17 protein-coding genes and 1 pseudogene are annotated in these 14,658 nt (G+C 65.9%); 7 read left to right on the top strand and 11 right to left on the bottom strand.

From position 1 onward, the window contains the following. Window positions 1–65 precede the first annotated feature (65 nt). The 4 genes from NG696_RS16800 to asd all read left to right on the top strand — a co-directional run bounded on the left by NG696_RS16800 (window position 66) and on the right by asd (window position 2,909). A complete protein-coding gene (locus NG696_RS16800; RefSeq protein WP_252569592.1) occupies window positions 66–869 on the top strand; it encodes a thymidylate synthase in 804 nt (267 codons plus the stop codon). After that, window positions 866–1,450 carry a dihydrofolate reductase gene (locus NG696_RS16805; protein WP_252569594.1) on the top strand — a complete coding sequence of 195 codons (585 nt, stop codon included), beginning with the start codon at window positions 866–868 and terminating at the stop codon, window positions 1,448–1,450. The genes NG696_RS16800 and NG696_RS16805 overlap by 4 nt, the downstream gene beginning before the upstream one ends. A 1-nt stretch (window position 1,451) precedes the next feature. Continuing rightward, window positions 1,452–1,670 carry an NF038396 family protein gene (locus NG696_RS16810; protein WP_252569596.1) on the top strand — a complete coding sequence of 73 codons (219 nt, stop codon included), beginning with the start codon at window positions 1,452–1,454 and terminating at the stop codon, window positions 1,668–1,670. A gap of 96 nt (window positions 1,671–1,766) precedes the next feature. Then, entirely contained in the window at window positions 1,767–2,909 is a 1,143-nt protein-coding gene (gene asd, locus NG696_RS16815) for an aspartate-semialdehyde dehydrogenase (protein WP_252569597.1), read from the top strand. A gap of 92 nt (window positions 2,910–3,001) precedes the next feature. Here asd and NG696_RS16820 read toward each other — a convergent pair whose 3' ends face one another. Together NG696_RS16820 and NG696_RS16825 are read right to left on the bottom strand one after the other, a co-directional pair. Next, a complete protein-coding gene (locus NG696_RS16820) occupies window positions 3,002–3,979 on the bottom strand; it encodes a type IV toxin-antitoxin system AbiEi family antitoxin domain-containing protein (RefSeq protein ID WP_252569600.1) in 978 nt (325 codons plus the stop codon). A 233-nt stretch (window positions 3,980–4,212) separates the two neighbouring features. Beyond that, window positions 4,213–5,310 carry a winged helix DNA-binding domain-containing protein gene (locus NG696_RS16825; protein ID WP_252576198.1) on the bottom strand — a complete coding sequence of 366 codons (1,098 nt, stop codon included), beginning with the start codon at window positions 5,308–5,310 and terminating at the stop codon, window positions 4,213–4,215. Window positions 5,311–5,347: 37 nt separating this feature from the next. Here NG696_RS16825 and NG696_RS16830 point away from each other — a divergent pair, with 37 nt between their 5' ends. After that, on the top strand, window positions 5,348–5,857 hold the full coding sequence (locus NG696_RS16830; protein ID WP_252576199.1) for a hypothetical protein: 510 nt from the start codon (window positions 5,348–5,350) through the stop codon (window positions 5,855–5,857). A 19-nt stretch (window positions 5,858–5,876) separates the two neighbouring features. On the opposite strand, the gene NG696_RS16835 is transcribed toward NG696_RS16830, so the two are convergent. Genes NG696_RS16835 through NG696_RS16850 form a run of 4 tightly spaced genes read right to left on the bottom strand, consistent with a single transcriptional unit; the run spans window position 5,877 to window position 9,156 of the window. Further along, entirely contained in the window at window positions 5,877–6,944 is a 1,068-nt protein-coding gene (locus NG696_RS16835; RefSeq protein WP_252569605.1) for a UDP-N-acetylmuramate dehydrogenase, read from the bottom strand. 25 nt (window positions 6,945–6,969) lie between these two features. Beyond that, window positions 6,970–8,244 carry an MFS transporter gene (locus NG696_RS16840; protein WP_252576200.1) on the bottom strand — a complete coding sequence of 425 codons (1,275 nt, stop codon included), beginning with the start codon at window positions 8,242–8,244 and terminating at the stop codon, window positions 6,970–6,972. Between the two features lie 4 nt (window positions 8,245–8,248). Continuing rightward, window positions 8,249–8,686 carry a MaoC family dehydratase gene (locus NG696_RS16845; RefSeq protein WP_252576201.1) on the bottom strand — a complete coding sequence of 146 codons (438 nt, stop codon included), beginning with the start codon at window positions 8,684–8,686 and terminating at the stop codon, window positions 8,249–8,251. A 2-nt stretch (window positions 8,687–8,688) separates the two neighbouring features. Next, complete coding sequence (locus NG696_RS16850) at window positions 8,689–9,156, bottom strand: FAS1-like dehydratase domain-containing protein (RefSeq protein WP_141141246.1); 468 nt, start codon at window positions 9,154–9,156, stop codon at window positions 8,689–8,691. A 148-nt stretch (window positions 9,157–9,304) separates the two neighbouring features. On the opposite strand from NG696_RS16850, the gene NG696_RS16855 reads away from it, so the two are divergent. Together NG696_RS16855 and NG696_RS16860 are read left to right on the top strand one after the other, a co-directional pair. After that, window positions 9,305–9,682, top strand: coding sequence for an ArsR/SmtB family transcription factor (locus NG696_RS16855; RefSeq protein WP_252569610.1), 378 nt, complete (start codon window positions 9,305–9,307; stop codon window positions 9,680–9,682). Further along, window positions 9,679–11,340: a SulP family inorganic anion transporter gene (locus NG696_RS16860; RefSeq protein ID WP_252576202.1), complete on the top strand. Its 1,662-nt coding sequence runs from the start codon at window positions 9,679–9,681 to the stop codon at window positions 11,338–11,340. The genes NG696_RS16855 and NG696_RS16860 overlap by 4 nt, the downstream gene beginning before the upstream one ends. Here the strand turns inward: NG696_RS16860 and NG696_RS16865 are convergent. From NG696_RS16865 to NG696_RS16885, 5 genes and pseudogenes are all read right to left on the bottom strand, one after another. After that, complete coding sequence (locus NG696_RS16865; RefSeq protein ID WP_111906679.1) at window positions 11,330–11,554, bottom strand: DUF3188 domain-containing protein; 225 nt, start codon at window positions 11,552–11,554, stop codon at window positions 11,330–11,332. The genes NG696_RS16860 and NG696_RS16865 overlap by 11 nt on opposite strands. 22 nt (window positions 11,555–11,576) lie before the next feature. Then, window positions 11,577–12,518: a DUF2797 domain-containing protein gene (locus NG696_RS16870; protein ID WP_252576203.1), complete on the bottom strand. Its 942-nt coding sequence runs from the start codon at window positions 12,516–12,518 to the stop codon at window positions 11,577–11,579. A 32-nt stretch (window positions 12,519–12,550) separates the two neighbouring features. Continuing rightward, window positions 12,551–13,414, bottom strand: coding sequence for an HpcH/HpaI aldolase/citrate lyase family protein (locus NG696_RS16875; RefSeq protein ID WP_111906681.1), 864 nt, complete (start codon window positions 13,412–13,414; stop codon window positions 12,551–12,553). Window positions 13,415–13,559: 145 nt separating this feature from the next. Next, window positions 13,560–13,983 (bottom strand): annotated as a pseudogene (locus NG696_RS16880) (arsenate-mycothiol transferase ArsC). Then, a complete protein-coding gene (locus NG696_RS16885; protein WP_252569619.1) occupies window positions 13,980–14,651 on the bottom strand; it encodes an arsenate reductase ArsC in 672 nt (223 codons plus the stop codon). The pseudogene NG696_RS16880 and the gene NG696_RS16885 overlap by 4 nt, the downstream one beginning before the upstream one ends. Window positions 14,652–14,658: the final 7 nt, after the last annotated feature.

Below are 14,658 nucleotides of genomic sequence, written 5' to 3' on the forward strand. Positions count from 1 at the left end.
CAACACTGAGGCCAGCCTCGGGACCATTGCGGGGTCGGCAGGACTTGGCCCGGTAGACTTTAGCCGTGAGCATCCCGACGCCTTATGAAGACCTCCTGCGCGATGTCCTGGCCCATGGCACGCACAAATCCGACCGCACGGGCACCGGAACCACCAGCGTTTTCGGCCGTCAATTGCGCTTTGACCTTGGCCGGAGTTTCCCGCTGATCACCACCAAACGCGTGCATTTCAAGTCCGTGGCAGTGGAGCTGCTGTGGTTCCTGCGCGGTGAATCGAACGTCAAATGGATGCAGGACCAGGGCGTCAGCATCTGGAACGAGTGGGCTGACGCAGACGGCGAACTGGGCCCCGTATACGGCGTCCAGTGGCGCAGCTGGCCCACCCCTGACGGCGGCCATGTTGACCAGATCGCCGAGCTGGTGGAGAACCTCAAAACCAACCCGGACTCGCGCCGGCATATCGTGTCTGCCTGGAACGTCTCCGAGCTCAAGGACATGGCACTGCCCCCGTGCCACGCGTTCTTCCAGTTCTATGTGGCCGACGGAAAACTGTCCTGCCAGCTGTACCAGCGTTCGGCGGACATGTTCCTGGGCGTGCCCTTCAACATCGCTTCCTATGCCCTGCTCACCTGCATGATTGCGCAGCAGGTGGGGCTGGAGCCTGGCGAGTTTGTATGGACAGGCGGCGACGTCCACATCTACGAGAACCACATGGACCAGGTCCTGAAGCAGCTGGACCGGGAACCCTATGAATACCCGCAGCTGAAGATCATCCGGAAGCCGGCCTCGATCTTCGACTACACGCTCGAGGACTTCGAAGTGGTGGGCTACCAGCACCACCCCACAATCAAGGCCCCGATCGCCGTATGAGCACCGAGAACGCAGCAGACCCCCAGGACTTTACGCAGGAACTCGCCGGTTCCGTGACCGGCGTCGGCCTTGTCTGGGCGCAGACGTCCGGCGGTGTGATCGGCAAGGACGGCGATATGCCCTGGCACCTCCCTGAGGATCTGAAGCACTTCAACCGGCTCACCAGGGGGCACCCCGTGATCATGGGCCGCAAGACGTGGCTGTCCTTCGCGGACAAGTACCGTCCCCTGCCCGGCCGGACGAACATTGTGATCACCCGGCAGAAAAGCTGGGGCGAATCGCCCGAGGCGGAGGGCGCCGTCGTGGTCCCCTCCCTGGATGATGCCCTCCTTGAATCGCAGTTCGTCGACGGCGGCGGGACTGTGTGGATCCTGGGCGGCGGGGAAGTCTTCCGCCAGTCCACCGAACTCGCCAACGTTGCGGTGGTCACCACCATCGATGTGGAGGCCGACGGCGACACGTTTGCTCCGGAACTCGATGAGACCTGGGAGGCGGCGGCGTCCGTCCCGCCAGACGGGTGGCTGACGGCAGCCAACGGAACGCGCTACCGGTTTACCAAATGGATTAGGACGCAGGGCTGAGATGTTGAAAAAACCGGAAACACTGTTTGTGCTGGGCTACATGCTGCTGCCGCTGCTCGGGCTGCTGTCCGCGATCGTGGGCCTGACCATGATCCTGGGCGGCAACAAGATCGCCGGCGCCATCGTGCTGGTGGTGGTCACGCAGGTGTTCGCCTTCGGCGCCTTCTACGCGTTGCGACTCCGCAAAGCCGCGGTGCTGGAGGAAACCAACCGCAGCTGACGTCGGTTTCCTGCCCCACGCGCCGTCGCGCGTTATCCCTCACGGCAGTGACGTAACCGACTGCGCCCTGCGCGATCCGGCGTCTAAACTGGACGAATGACTACAGCAGCTACCCCCTCCGTCGGCCTGGTCGGATGGCGCGGCATGGTCGGCTCCGTCCTGATGCAGCGCATGCAGGACGAGGGCGACTTCGCCAACATCAACCCGGTGTTCTTCTCCACGTCAAACGCGGGAGGTGCCGCCCCGTCGATTGCCGGTGCTGCCGCTGGCGCCGCCGGCAAGCTTGGGGACGCGTTCGACGTCGACACGCTGGCTAAGCTGCCCATTATTGTTACCGCCCAGGGCGGGGACTACACCAAGCGCGTGCACACCGAGCTGCGCAGCCGCGGCTGGGACGGCCTCTGGATCGACGCCGCCTCCACGCTGCGCATGAACGACGACTCGATCATCGTGCTGGACCCGATCAACCGCGACGTCATCGACAAGGGCCTGGTCAACGGGACCAAGGACTTCATCGGCGGCAACTGCACCGTTTCCTGCATGCTCATGGGCCTCGGCGGGCTGTTCAAGAACGGCCTCGTCGAATGGGGCACGTCCATGACCTACCAGGCTGCCTCCGGCGGCGGCGCCCGGCACATGCGCGAACTGCTCAGCCAGTTCGGCACGCTGAATGCCGAAGTCAGCTCGGAACTGGACGACCCGGCGTCGGCCATCCTGGAAATTGACCGCAAGGTCCTGGCCCACCAGCGCTCCGACATCGACGCCACCCAGTTCGGCGTGCCCCTGGCCGGCTCCCTCATCCCGTGGATCGACGCGGACCTGGGCAACGGACAGTCCAAGGAAGAGTGGAAGGCCGGGGTTGAAACCAACAAGATCCTGGGCACTTCGGACGAAAACCGGATCATCATGGACGGCCTGTGCATCCGGATCGGCGCCATGCGTTCGCACTCGCAGGCTCTGACGCTCAAGCTCCGCGAGGACCTCTCCGTGGCCGAGATCGAGAAGCTCCTGGCCGAGGACAACGAGTGGGCCAAGGTCATCCCGAACACCAAGGAAGACTCCATGGCAGGCCTGACCCCCGTGGCCGCGTCGGGCACGCTGGACATCCCCGTGGGCCGCATCCGCAAGATGGAAATGGGCCCGGAGTACATCAGCGCGTTCACCGTGGGTGACCAGCTGCTCTGGGGCGCCGCCGAGCCGCTGCGCCGCATGCTCAACATCGCCACCGGGAACCTGTAACCTCCCGCGACTCCCCCGCCACTCGAACGGCCCTGCCCCGCAGGAACGGTGCTGCCCCGCACCGCTCTTGCGGGGCAGGGCCGTCTTTGCGTTCAGCCGGTCAGGCCTGGGGCACGCAAGATCCCGGACCGGTCCCTCATGGCCAACAGCCGGCGCCGCACTTCTGCCGGGTACGCCAGGTGTTTCCATTCAAGTCGAAGGACCAGCCAGCCTTCTTCGATCAGTGCGTTCTCCCGGCGACGCTCGGCGAGCAGCACCTCGTCCGTGGGCCTGTACTCGGTGTATTTGCCGCTGCCATCAAACTCGATCACGATGCGAGTTATCGGATCCGCGAAGTCTGCCCTGAATTGACCACTCGGTGTCTGAATCTCGAACTGCGGAATGAACATGTTCAGACCGAATGATCGCAGCAGCAGCCTGGTGCGCGTCTCCCCCACCGATTCCGATCGCCCATCCAGGGCGGCCAGCAGATCCAGCGCCCGCCGGTTCCCGCGTTTGACCGGTCCCACGTCCAGCAGTTGCCGCATGCTGTCGATCCCGGCTCCCTTTCGCAGCGCGTGGTCGCCGATCACGGCTGCCTGCTCCAGTGGCAGGATACGGGCGCAGTCCAGGACGGTCCGTTCAATGCCGGTAGTCAGAATCTCTTTGCCATCCATGCTCCACAGCGTTGTCACATCTACGGGTTGCAGGTCCATCCGGTGGGTGCGGACGTCCGTGCCGGCACTTTTCGTCGAGTTGGCGTAGTCCGTGGTGACGTGGACCATGGCCCCGGCATCCCAGACGTGACACTCATGCAGTCTGGCAGCACTGATATGGCTGTAGCGGCAGGCCCCGCCGGTGGACAGGAAGTGCGCCTGGATCCGCAGGGCGTCCTTGGTCCACGGCTCCGCTCCCTTCCAGTCAGCGTTCCGGACGTACGCTCCGCGTCGAAGTCGCAGGAGGATTCCGGCGCGGACTGCCGCCGTCAGGACCCGCTCGTCCAGCCCTGCCGCGTCCAACTGTTGCGTGGAGGCAACGGGGAAGGCCGGCCAGCGCCCATCCAGCAGCACACGGACTTTGTCGCCATTCATGGTCCAAGGCTCTCGGACCAGTGCTGGCCCGGGTAGGTCGCGGCCACGTTATGTGGACAACCTCCGGCAGCAATACCCGCATCCGCTTCTTCCGGCATCATTCGCTGCCCTGCCCCGCAGGAACGGTGCTGCCCCGCACCGCTTTTGCGGGGCAGGGCCGCTCGTGTTCGGCAGGGCAGCATTTGCGTCGGTGTCGGGGGAACGGGGCAGGGTAGTTCGTGTTCGGGCGTAGCTTAGATGTCCAGGAATGCGAGGTACTTTACGGCGGCCTTGCTGAACACGGCCTGCGCAGCGGGTCCAAGTGGCTTGGCGTCGTCAAACAGTTCAGGCACGACGGCGGCGCTGCGGCTGGTTCCGGCCCGCGCCCACGTGCCGATCACCTCTCCCCGGGCCACGACGGTCTTCTTGAACACTCCGTTGCCGCCCGGGACGATCTTGTTGGCGTGCTCAGGGGCCAGCACCAGGCTTCGGTCCATGTAGCCCAGCACAAACTCGTCGAAGCCCGGCAGGAGGAGGACGGACCGCTGCCCGGGCACACCGTCGTCGAGCATTGATGCAGTCTCCGGTGACATCCAGTAGTGGACGCCCCCGAATTCCAGCTCCACCAGTTGCCCGCTGACCAGCTCAAACGCTGCCCGCACGTCGGTCAGGGGAATCTGCGTCCACCAGGCGAAGTCGCGGATGGTGGCAGGGCCATGGCTGCGGAAATAGCGCAGCATGAACTCGGCGATCGCTTCCTGCCGCTCAAGCTCGCGCGACACCGGGATCCAGTCATCGAACGCCACCAGCAGCTGCTGATTCCTGGCCAATGGACCCTGAACCAGCCAGGCGTGCCGGCACAGGGTCCCCAGGATATGGATCCCCCGCTGTCCGGTGGTGGGCTGCCCGGCCGCCTCAAACACCTCGAAGAGTTCGGTCCGGCTCACGGGACCGCCGGCCGCAATCCGCTCCAAGGCAACGTCGCGGCACTTCTCGATGTCCGCCCAGGTGATGTCCAGTTCCCGGTGCCGGCCGGCAACGATGCGGCTAAGACGCTCAGTGGTGAGGTCCAGCATCCAGCGCAGATCCTCTGGAGCCACCAGGTGCAGGGTGCCGCGCATCGGCCAGGACCGGACCACGCTGCCGTTGTGCAGTGCAGCGCGCACGTCAGTCAACCCTGCGCCCGGAACCCGGACGCCGATGGCCCAGAGCGCGGCCTGCAGGTCCTGAGCCTGCGTGGCCGTCATCCATCGGACCGCGCCCTCTACGGAGCCGAGTCCGGGGCCGACTAGTCCTTGAGAGGCAAGGCGTAACCTGCCCATCACCTTGGGGCTTACGCGGTTCACTGCCATGTGCTCATCGTAGGACCTGGCCCGATAGGGTGTAAGCATGACTTTGGGGAGTTTGTGGCAATTGTTCGCGCGCGGAACACAGGCATGGCTGGTGGCAGGGACCGTATCCGTCCTGGCCGGCGTGGCCATCGGGCTGGCCCCGGCCATTGGGTTCCAGCCCGTGGGATTCCCGGGAGGCGGCGGCGAGGCACCCCTGGAACTCTTATTGCCTTCCCTGTTCCTGTCGCTGGGGGGAGGGTACGCCGTGCTTTTTCCCGGTATCCGGGTGGGCCGCGGCAAGGTTCGCGTTGTCCGTGACTGGAAGCTCTATCCCGTCAGCGGCCGGCTGCTCTGGATCCTCGCCCATGCCACCGCCGTGATCGGTTTGGTGGTTTGCATTCTTGCAGCCGCGACCCACCCGGCGGTTCCGGGACTTATGGTCTGGATGTTTATGGGGCCATATTTGGCGCTGACCGGTTGGGCCGCCGCCCTGCTGGGCATGGCCACGAACGTCCGGCTGATCGGCGCCGTTGACGGGCGCCTGGCGCCGGTCACGCAAGCAGGCTGATGCCTTCAACGAGCTGACCCTAGAGCGTCAGGCCGATGAGCAACGGTTCCGGGTGCAGTTCAATGCCAAAGCGCTCGACGACGCCGGCGCGCACCGCGCGCGCGATGGCCAGCATGTCCTTGGCGCTGGCCGAGCCGCGGTTGGTGATAGCCAGCGTGTGTTTTGTGGACAGTGACGCCCGCCCGCCGGAGGCGCTGCCCTCCTCCAGGCCATAGCCTTTCCCAAATCCTGCCTGGTCGATCAGCCACGCGGCGGACAACTTCACCAGACCGTCCGCACCCGCGGGGTACTGCGGCGCGGTATCCGGCAGCGTTGCCGCCACGTCCACGGGCACAACCGGGTTGGTGAAGAAGGACCCAGTGGAATAGGTGTCCCGGTCCGCGGGATCCAGCACCATGCCCTTCGAACCCCGCAACCGCAGGACCTCCCGGCGCACATCGTTGGAGTACGCCCGTTTACCTGCCTCAACGCCCAGTGAGCGGGCCAGTTCGGCGTAGCGGATGGGTGTGCTCATCCGGCCCAGCGGCAGCTGGAATTCCACGGTCAGCACGATGTAGCGTGGTGAGCCGTCGACGGTGGTCTGTTTCAGGATGGAATCGCGGTAACCGAACTTCAGCTCGGAGTTGGTGAAGGTCTGGACCGCGTTCCGGGTCCGGTCCCAGGTGCGCACCACCGCGATGGTCTGGGAGACGTCAGAGCCGTAGGCACCGACGTTCTGCACGGGCGTGGCGCCCGTGGCCCCCGGGATGCCGGAGAGCGCCTCAATGCCGGACCAGGCATGCAGCACGGCGTGTTCCACCAGTGCATCCCAGTTGTGGCCGGCCTGGACCACCACCGCCACGCCGCCGCAGGAGTCTTCGGCGTTGACGGTGAACCCTTCCGAGGCGATCCTGACTACGGTGCCGGGGAACCCGTCGTCGGAAATCAGCAGGTTGGAGCCGCCGCCGATGATGAGGACCTGCTCCCCCGCAGCGTCTGCCGTGCGGACGGCGTCGATGATCTCCGCCTCGGTGCTGGCCTCAACATATTTGCCGGCGGGCCCTCCGACGGCGGCCGTGGTCAGGGTGGAGAGCAGTGTTTGAGTCACCAACTTAGACTAACTTAGGCCAACACTATGCAACTTTCCGGGCCACCGGCGAGAGCAGGAACGTGGCCACCAGCATGACCATCACGGCCAGCAGCGAGTGCAGGATGCCTACGTGTTCGGCCAGCAGCCCCAACAGCGGCGGCCCGCGCAGGAAGGCACCGTAGCCGATGGTGGAGACCACGGAGACGCGGGCCGCAGCCTTGGCGGGATCGTCCGCCGCGGCGGACATGCCCACCGGGAACCCCAGCGAGGCGCCGAGTCCCCAGATGGCCAAGGCCACAAAGGCGAGCCAGGGAACGGGAGCAAACACAAAGAGGCCGAGCCCGAAGACCGCCAGCGCGGCGCACCAGCGCATCACCGGGACGCGGCCGAAGCGGTCCAGGACCACTGTGCCGGCGAAGCGTCCGATGGTCATGAAGGTCACGAAGAGCCCGTAGCCAGCGGCTCCGGCGGCGTCGGTCTGGCCGTGCCCGTCGGCGAGGGCCAACGCCACCCAGTCCCCTGCTGCACCTTCGGCCAAGGCAAGCCCCAAGACCATGACTCCGAGCAGCAGGGTGCGCCGGTCGCGCCAGGCCTCCGCGATTTTTCGCTTGTTGTCCAGTGGTGCACCGGAGCCGTCAGCCGGCGCCCCGGCGGTGACAATGGGGATCGGGCCGGTGAACGGGTCCTCGAAGTTGTCCTGTACATACTTCCGCTCCCCCGCGACCGGGGTGACATCTGCACGGAACCAGGCTGCCGCCGTCGTCACCGAGACGGCAACCACGACGCCGGCCGCGGCCAGGTGCCAAAACACCGGGACGGAGGCAGCCGCGGCCCACGCGCCAAGGCCTGCACCTGCCACGGTGCCGAGGCTGAACGCGCCGTGGAGCCTGGGCATGATGTGCCGGCCCACAGCGCGTTCCACCGAGGCGCCCTCGACGTTGGAGGCCGTACTCCAGCTGGCGGAGCCGAGCCCGATGACGGCAAGACCCACGGCCACCGCGACCGGCGTGGCCAGGACCGACGTTCCAAATCCGGCGATGGCCATGCCGCAGGCCACCATGATGGCGCCGGTGCGGATGGTCCGTTTGGAGCCCAGGCGGAGCACGATCAGCCCCGACGCGGACACCGAGACGAACGATCCCAGGGTCATGCACAGCAACAGTAAACCGACAGTGCCGGGGGTCAGGTCCAGCCCGTCGCGGATCGCCGGAAGCCGGGAAACCCACGACGCGAAGGCCAGCCCACTGCCGGCATAGGCAACCACCACGGCATTGCGCCAGGCAGTGACCTCGGCAGCGGCAGTTGTGTTGACGGTCAAAGGATCATGAAAGCCTGACGACGGCCTGGGCCTTCATCAGCACTTTCTGGCCGGCAGCAACCACGCTGAGGTCAACGCGGGCGGTGCCCGCATCGGCGTCGAGCTTTCCAATGGCGCCGCTGACCTCGATGGTGGCCCCGGCGTCCGTGGTTCCGGTGGTGTCCGTGACCAGGACCGGCTTGGTGAAGCGGGTCTGGAAGTCGACGACGGCGGCGGGGTCGCCTGCCCAGTCGGTCACCAGCTGCACGGCGGCACCCATGGTGAACATGCCGTGGGCGATGACGCCGGGCAGTTCCACGCCGGTGGCGAAGGCTTCGTTCCAGTGGATGGGGTTGAAGTCGCCGGAGGCGCCGGCATACTTGACCAGGTCGGTGCGGGTGACCTCGATGGTGCGGCTGCCGATGTCCTGCCCGGCGCTGAGTTCGTGGAAGCTGGGGCTCATGGTTACTGTCCCTCTCCGCGGACGAGGATGGATGATGTGGTGGTGGCGACTGCCTCGCGCGACCCATTGCCGCCGTCGGTCAGGGCGAAAATTTCCTGGCGGGTGGTGATCATGGCCCCGCCGCCCATGGCACGGACACCGTCAACGTGCAGTTCGGCAACCAGTCGGTCGCCGGCAAAAATGGGGCGGTGGTGGATAAAGCGCTGATCGGCGTGGACCACGCGGGAGAAGTCGATGCCGGCATCCGGATCCTCGATCAGCTGGGCATCGGCGCGCTGGGCGATGATGATGGCGAACGTGGGTGGTGCCACCAAATCCTTGTGGCCGAGGGCCTTCGCGGCCTCGACGTCAAAATGGGCTGGGTGCGTGGCCTTGACCGCGCGGGCGAACTCGCGGATCTTCTCGCGGCCGACGTCGTAAACCTCTGCGGCAGGGTAGCTGCGGCCCTGCAGGTCCGGATTGATAGTCATAGGTTCAAGCCTAGCGTCATGCGTCCGGGCGCCCGCGCTGATGACATGAGGCAGTACAGGAATACCACATGCGGTATGATGAAAACATCAATTCATCAATTCATGGCCCGTCCCCCCACTCCGCGGTGACGAGAAAGCACAGGCAACGATGATTTCGACAGCACAAACCCCCTTGTACGAGATCAAGGCGAACCTGTTCAAGGCCCTCGCCCACCCGGCGCGGATCCGTGTGCTCGAACTGCTGTCCGCGGCGCCGGACAACTCGGCGACCGTCAGCTACCTGCTGTCCGAGACGGGCCTCGAGGCATCCCACCTTTCCCAGCATCTCGCCACCCTCCGCCGGCACGGGGTGGTGACCTCGGTCCGTTCCGCAAACACCGTGACTTACCGGCTGGCCCATCCGAAGATCGCCGAATTGCTGGCCATCGCCCGGACCTTCCTCCTCGACAGCCTGGCCGAGTCCAACGAACAGCTCAAACTCGCGCAGGGACTGCCCAGCGAGCATCTGAAGGGTTCCGATTCATGAGTGCCGGTCTGGCGCATCTCAGCCGGTTCCTGCCGTCCCGCCGTGACTATGACGGGCTGCGCTCGTCCTGGAAAACGGATCTGCTGGCCGGCATCACCGTGGGGATCGTGGCCCTGCCGCTGGCCCTGGCATTCGGAGTGAGTTCCGGCGTCGGCGCCGAAGCCGGACTCATCACCGCCGTCGTGGCCGGCCTGGTGGCTGCGGTCATGGGCGGCTCGCACGTCCAGGTCTCCGGCCCCACCGGCGCGATGGTCGTGGTGCTGGCCCCGGTCGTCGCCACGCACGGCGCCGGAAGCATCGCGTTGGTCTCCCTGATCGCAGGGCTGCTGGTGGCCATCCTGGGCATCAGCAGGCTGGGCCGGGCGGTGGCCTTCATCCCGTGGCCGGTGGTGGAGGGTTTCACGCTCGGCATCGCCGCGATCATCTTCCTCCAGCAGGTCCCCATGGCCACGGGCACCGCGGGGATACCGGGCCACAACACACTGCTGGCCGCCTTCGAGAGCGCCTCCCAGGCCACCTTGCCCGCCGTTCTTCAGACGCTCGGCGTCGTGGTGGGTGTGGCCGCCGTGATGCTCCTGCTCCCGAGGCTGAACAAAGCCCTGCCCGCGAGCCTGATCGCAGTGCTGCTGGCCACAGTGGCGGCCGAGCTGCTGCAGCTGGACATTCCACGGATCGGCGTCCTGCCGCATTCCCTGTCCGCACCGTCGATGCCGTCCCTTGATCCGGCAGCGCTGAGCGGGCTGCTGATGCCCGCGGTGTCCATCGCGATGCTGGCCGCTATCGAGTCCCTGCTGTCCGCACGGGTGGCAGCCGGCATGGTTGGCCCTGACGGGAGGCCCTCCGGGGCTTACAGCCCGGACCGGGAGCTCATGGGGCAGGGACTGGCCTCCGTTGCGGCGGGGTTCTTCGGCGGCATGCCGGCCACGGGTGCCATCGCCCGGACCGCGGTCAACGTACGCTCCGGCGCCAAGACCAGGCTCTCCGCGATTGTTCACGCGCTCGTGCTGCTGGCCATCATCTACCTGGCCGCCGGTCTGGTCGGGAAGATCCCGCTGGCGGTCCTGGCCGGGATCCTGATGGTCACGGCAACCCGCATGGTTTCAAGGCACACGGTCACCGCCATCATGCGTTCCACCCGCGCCGACGCCTTCGTTTTCGTCCTGACGGCGCTCATCACCGTGGCCTTCGACCTGATCGTGGCCATCGAGATCGGGCTTGTCGCCGCGGCCCTCTTCACGCTGCGGAAGTTCGCGTCGCTCAGCGGCGTGAAGCGTGAGGAGATTCCGGGACCGCGCGAGGAGGGGGACGAGCACATCGCGGTCTTCAGGCTGGACGGGGCCATGTTCTTCGGCGCCGCGGAACGCGTCCTGCAGGAAATCAGCCAGGTCCGGGACATCCAGGTGGCAATCATCCGGCTGTCACAGGTGCGGATGCTCGACGCCACCGGGGCCCACACGCTGGTGGAGGTCATCTCGGCGCTGGAGCTGCGCGGCGTGACAGTCCTGCTGAAGGGCGTCCAGCCGCAACACCTCGACCTCGTGACCAACGTCGGGGTAATCCGCTCGCTGCGGCATCACAAGCACCTGTTCACGTCCCTGCCCGAGGCTGTGGAGCACGCCCGCAGCCACGTGCTCCGGCACGCTGCCGCTAACGCTTGAGGTTCTTCCGGATCGTCTGGCCGCGGACCACAATCCCGGCAATGTGCAGGACCAGGCCTAGGCCGATGACCGCAAGGGACGCCATGGCGAGGTCACGGTTGTTGGTGTTGTTGCCCACCAGGTTCAGGATGATCCCGACGGCGATGAGGCCCATGGCGCCGAAGACCAGGACTTTGTACGAGGTGGGCGCTGACTCCCAGAATTCTTTGAGCACCGTGACAGTCTACCGAGCACGTTCAGAACAGCGATTCCTGCACGGCCGGCACCTCCGAGGCGAAGTCCCCCAGGACGATGGTCCGGGCAGCCAGCCGGCCAAGGTTCACCACAAATGCCGCGTCCGTTCCGGCCACGCTGGCGAGGGCGTTGGTCCCGCTCAGCGCGGTGATGCCGAAGCCGTGCTTTCCCTGCTCCAACGGATGCGGGTAGGTGTGGCGCGCCGTGGAGGCACAGAGCCCTGCCGCCTGCGCCGGCCGCACCCACAGTTCGTCCACAGTGCTGAAACCTTCGACGGCGGCCTGGCCCAGCAGCGTGCGGACCGCCGCCGCGTGCCGTTCATTGATGCCGTCCAGGGCGGCCGCGGGCAATGGCCCCGCCAGGGCCTCGGCTTTGGCGGCGGAGCGGACCTGCTGCGCCAGGCCGGCCTCGCGCGTCACCATGTCCTCGAGGAGCCGAACCACCCGGCCGTCCTCGGCCCTGGCAACGTACCGTGCAACCACCGCTCCCTGTTCCGCGAGCCGGTTCCATTTCCTCAGGTGGGACGCCGTGCCCACCTTGCTGGCGCCGCCGGCGAACGTGGCCACGTAGAGCCAGTGATCCTGCAGAAGATAAGTTCGCAGCCCGTCCGGAACACGGCCACCCCGGTGGAAATCGTGGATGAGGCGGGAATCGTCCAGCACAAAGCAGCGTTCGCACTGCTTGCCCTTCACGGCGCGGGCGCTGGCCGGGCACAGGATGTGGTCTCGGCTACTGGCTGAGTGGACCTTGTAGTGCCCCAGGCAGAACCTGCCGTGATCGGCCACCGCGAAACCGAGCCTGGCGCCCGCCTCGAGGCTGACCTCGCGGAGATCCCCGGACGGTGACTGGAGGCGCAGAACCGGGCTGCCGCCGTCGTGCCTTACCGTCTGCGCCGGGGCGCCATCCCAAAAGACCCCGTGAACCAGATAGCGAGTATCGGTCACGGGGTCTCCTGTGCTTGGGTGTACGGGTAGCGCTACAGCGCCGGCTGCACGCCGAACGCTACCGCGAGCTTCATGATCTTTTCGGCGCGGCCCAGGCGGGGCAGGTCCGAGCCGTCACGGATGACGCGGCCGTTGGCCTCGAAGTCGGACATAAAATCCGTGGCCCAGGCGACGTCCGACGGGGTGGGGCTGATGACCTCGTTGATGACGTTCGTCTGGTCGATGGCCAGGCACAGCTTGCCGGTCATCCCCATCATCACGGTGATGCCGGTCTGCTCGCGCAGGATGGGGTGGTTGGTGCCGACGGTGGGGCCGTCGATGGGGCCCGGCAGGTTGCCGACGCGGCTGGCAACCACCAGTTTCGCGCGCGGGTAAGCCATGGCCTCCGGGGTGGCCGCCATGCCGGTGTCGCGGCGGAAGTCACCGGAGCCGAAGGCGAGGCGGAAGGCGCCCTGGGCCTTGGCGATGTGGTTGGCTTCCTCGATGCCGAGCGCCGATTCCACGAGCGGGATGACAGGAGTCTTGCCGTCCATCCGGTGGAAGCTTTCGGTCACCTGGTCAGCTGATTCGGTCTTCGCGAGCATCACACCAAGGAGGCCCGGGGTACCGCGCAGCCCCGCCAGGTCATCGGCCCAGAACGGGCTGGTGGCGTCGTTGATGCGGACCCAGGCCTGGCCGCCGCCGCTGAGCCAGTCAATCACGTGTCCGCGCGCCTCGTCCTTTTGCGACGGGTCCACGGCGTCTTCGATGTCCAGGATTATCGAGTCAGCGCGCGAAACAGCCGACTGGTCAAACAGGTCGGTTTTCATGGCGTTGACCAGAAGCCACGAACGGGCGATTTCTGCTGGGATATTGCGCTTCGGGCGTAAGGTCTCGGTGGCGGTGGGTGACGTCATGCTACTACCGTATCTGCCCGGGCACCGCCAGCGCTAAGCCATGGCGCCGGACGTGCCGAACAATACAGATACGACCGGCCAGCGCCGGTGGTCGAGCCTGTCGAGACCCAGGTTTCGACAAGCTCAATCACTGGTTTGGACAGGCTTAGTTCCCTGTGAGTTCCGCATGGAGCTTTCGGACGCGGGCGTTGATGTCGTCGCGGACGAGGCGCATGCGCTCCGTGCCTTCGATGCCCCGGGTGGAAGGTTCGTCGGTTTCCCAAATTTCGAAGCGGGTGCCTTCGCGGGCTTCGAGCTTGGCTTCGGTGCCCAGGACGATCACGACGTCGACGGCGTCAAGCACCTCGTCGGTGACGGGCTTAGGGTGTTCCCCGGTGATGTCGATGCCGAGTTCCGTTCAGGGATTCCACGGCCTCGTTGTTCAGGCGGCTGCCCGGTTTAGTGCCTGCCGAGTAAACGGTGACCTCATCCCCGGCAAGGTCCCGCATGAGACCGGCCGCAAGTTGGGACTTCCCGCCGTTTTTGCTGCAGACGAACAGGATACGGGGAGTCTTGGTGCTTTCGGTCATGAGTTGATGTTTTCTTTCTGTTCTGCGGCCAGGAGTGAGCCGACGAGGGTTTTGATGCGCGCCTGGATTTCGTCGCGAATGACCCGGACCGTCTCCAGGGACTGACCGGCGGGGTCGGTGAGGTCCCAGTCTTCATAGCGTTTCCCGGGGTAGATGGGGCATGAGTCACCGCAGCCCATGGTGATGACGACGTCAGATGCCCGCACGACGTCGTCCGTGAGTGGCTTCGGATAGTCCTTGCCCATGTCCAAGCCCATTTCGGACATTGCAGTCACAACGGTTGGATCCAGCTCAGCTGCCGGCATGGAGCCTGCCGACCGGACGCGGATCCTGCCCTTGGCTTCAACATTGAGCAGCGCGGCAGCCATCTGTGACCTCCCGGCGTTCTGCACGCAAACGAACAGGACCTCCGGGACCTCGGAGACCACCGACCCTTTGGATTTGGCCAGGGCGGCCAGCCGGTCGTTGGCGAAGTGTTCCGTGGTGGCAGGCAAGTAGGCGCTGATCTTCGCTGTCCGGGCCAAGGCCGTGTAGGACTCGAAGACGTAGCGTTCGACCGTCTCGACGGCGAACACCCCGGTGAAACGCTCGGCGAGGCGTTCGCTGATCCGGTGCAGGATTTCAGTATTGTCCTGCAATCCCAGCGTCGTTTTCTGGTGTTCGGTCATGGCAATA

The organism is Pseudarthrobacter cellobiosi (assembly GCF_023913755.1).
Classification (GTDB): Bacteria; Actinomycetota; Actinomycetes; order Actinomycetales; family Micrococcaceae; genus Arthrobacter; species Arthrobacter cellobiosi.

Coding starts and splice junctions, on each gene's coding strand:
- NG696_RS16855 (WP_252569610.1), top strand. CDS start 9,305: ATGATTTCGACAGCACAAACCCCCTTGTACGAGATCAAGGCGAACCTG.
- NG696_RS16845 (WP_252576201.1), bottom strand. CDS start 8,686: ATGAGCCCCAGCTTCCACGAACTCAGCGCCGGGCAGGACATCGGCAGC.
- NG696_RS16850 (WP_141141246.1), bottom strand. CDS start 9,156: ATGACTATCAATCCGGACCTGCAGGGCCGCAGCTACCCTGCCGCAGAG.
- NG696_RS16830 (WP_252576199.1), top strand. CDS start 5,348: ATGACTTTGGGGAGTTTGTGGCAATTGTTCGCGCGCGGAACACAGGCA.
- NG696_RS16825 (WP_252576198.1), bottom strand. CDS start 5,310: ATGGCAGTGAACCGCGTAAGCCCCAAGGTGATGGGCAGGTTACGCCTT.
- NG696_RS16875 (WP_111906681.1), bottom strand. CDS start 13,414: ATGACGTCACCCACCGCCACCGAGACCTTACGCCCGAAGCGCAATATC.
- NG696_RS16820 (WP_252569600.1), bottom strand. CDS start 3,979: ATGAATGGCGACAAAGTCCGTGTGCTGCTGGATGGGCGCTGGCCGGCC.
- asd (WP_252569597.1), top strand. CDS start 1,767: ATGACTACAGCAGCTACCCCCTCCGTCGGCCTGGTCGGATGGCGCGGC.
- NG696_RS16885 (WP_252569619.1), bottom strand. CDS start 14,651: ATGACCGAACACCAGAAAACGACGCTGGGATTGCAGGACAATACTGAA.
- NG696_RS16810 (WP_252569596.1), top strand. CDS start 1,452: ATGTTGAAAAAACCGGAAACACTGTTTGTGCTGGGCTACATGCTGCTG.
- NG696_RS16805 (WP_252569594.1), top strand. CDS start 866: ATGAGCACCGAGAACGCAGCAGACCCCCAGGACTTTACGCAGGAACTC.
- NG696_RS16860 (WP_252576202.1), top strand. CDS start 9,679: ATGAGTGCCGGTCTGGCGCATCTCAGCCGGTTCCTGCCGTCCCGCCGT.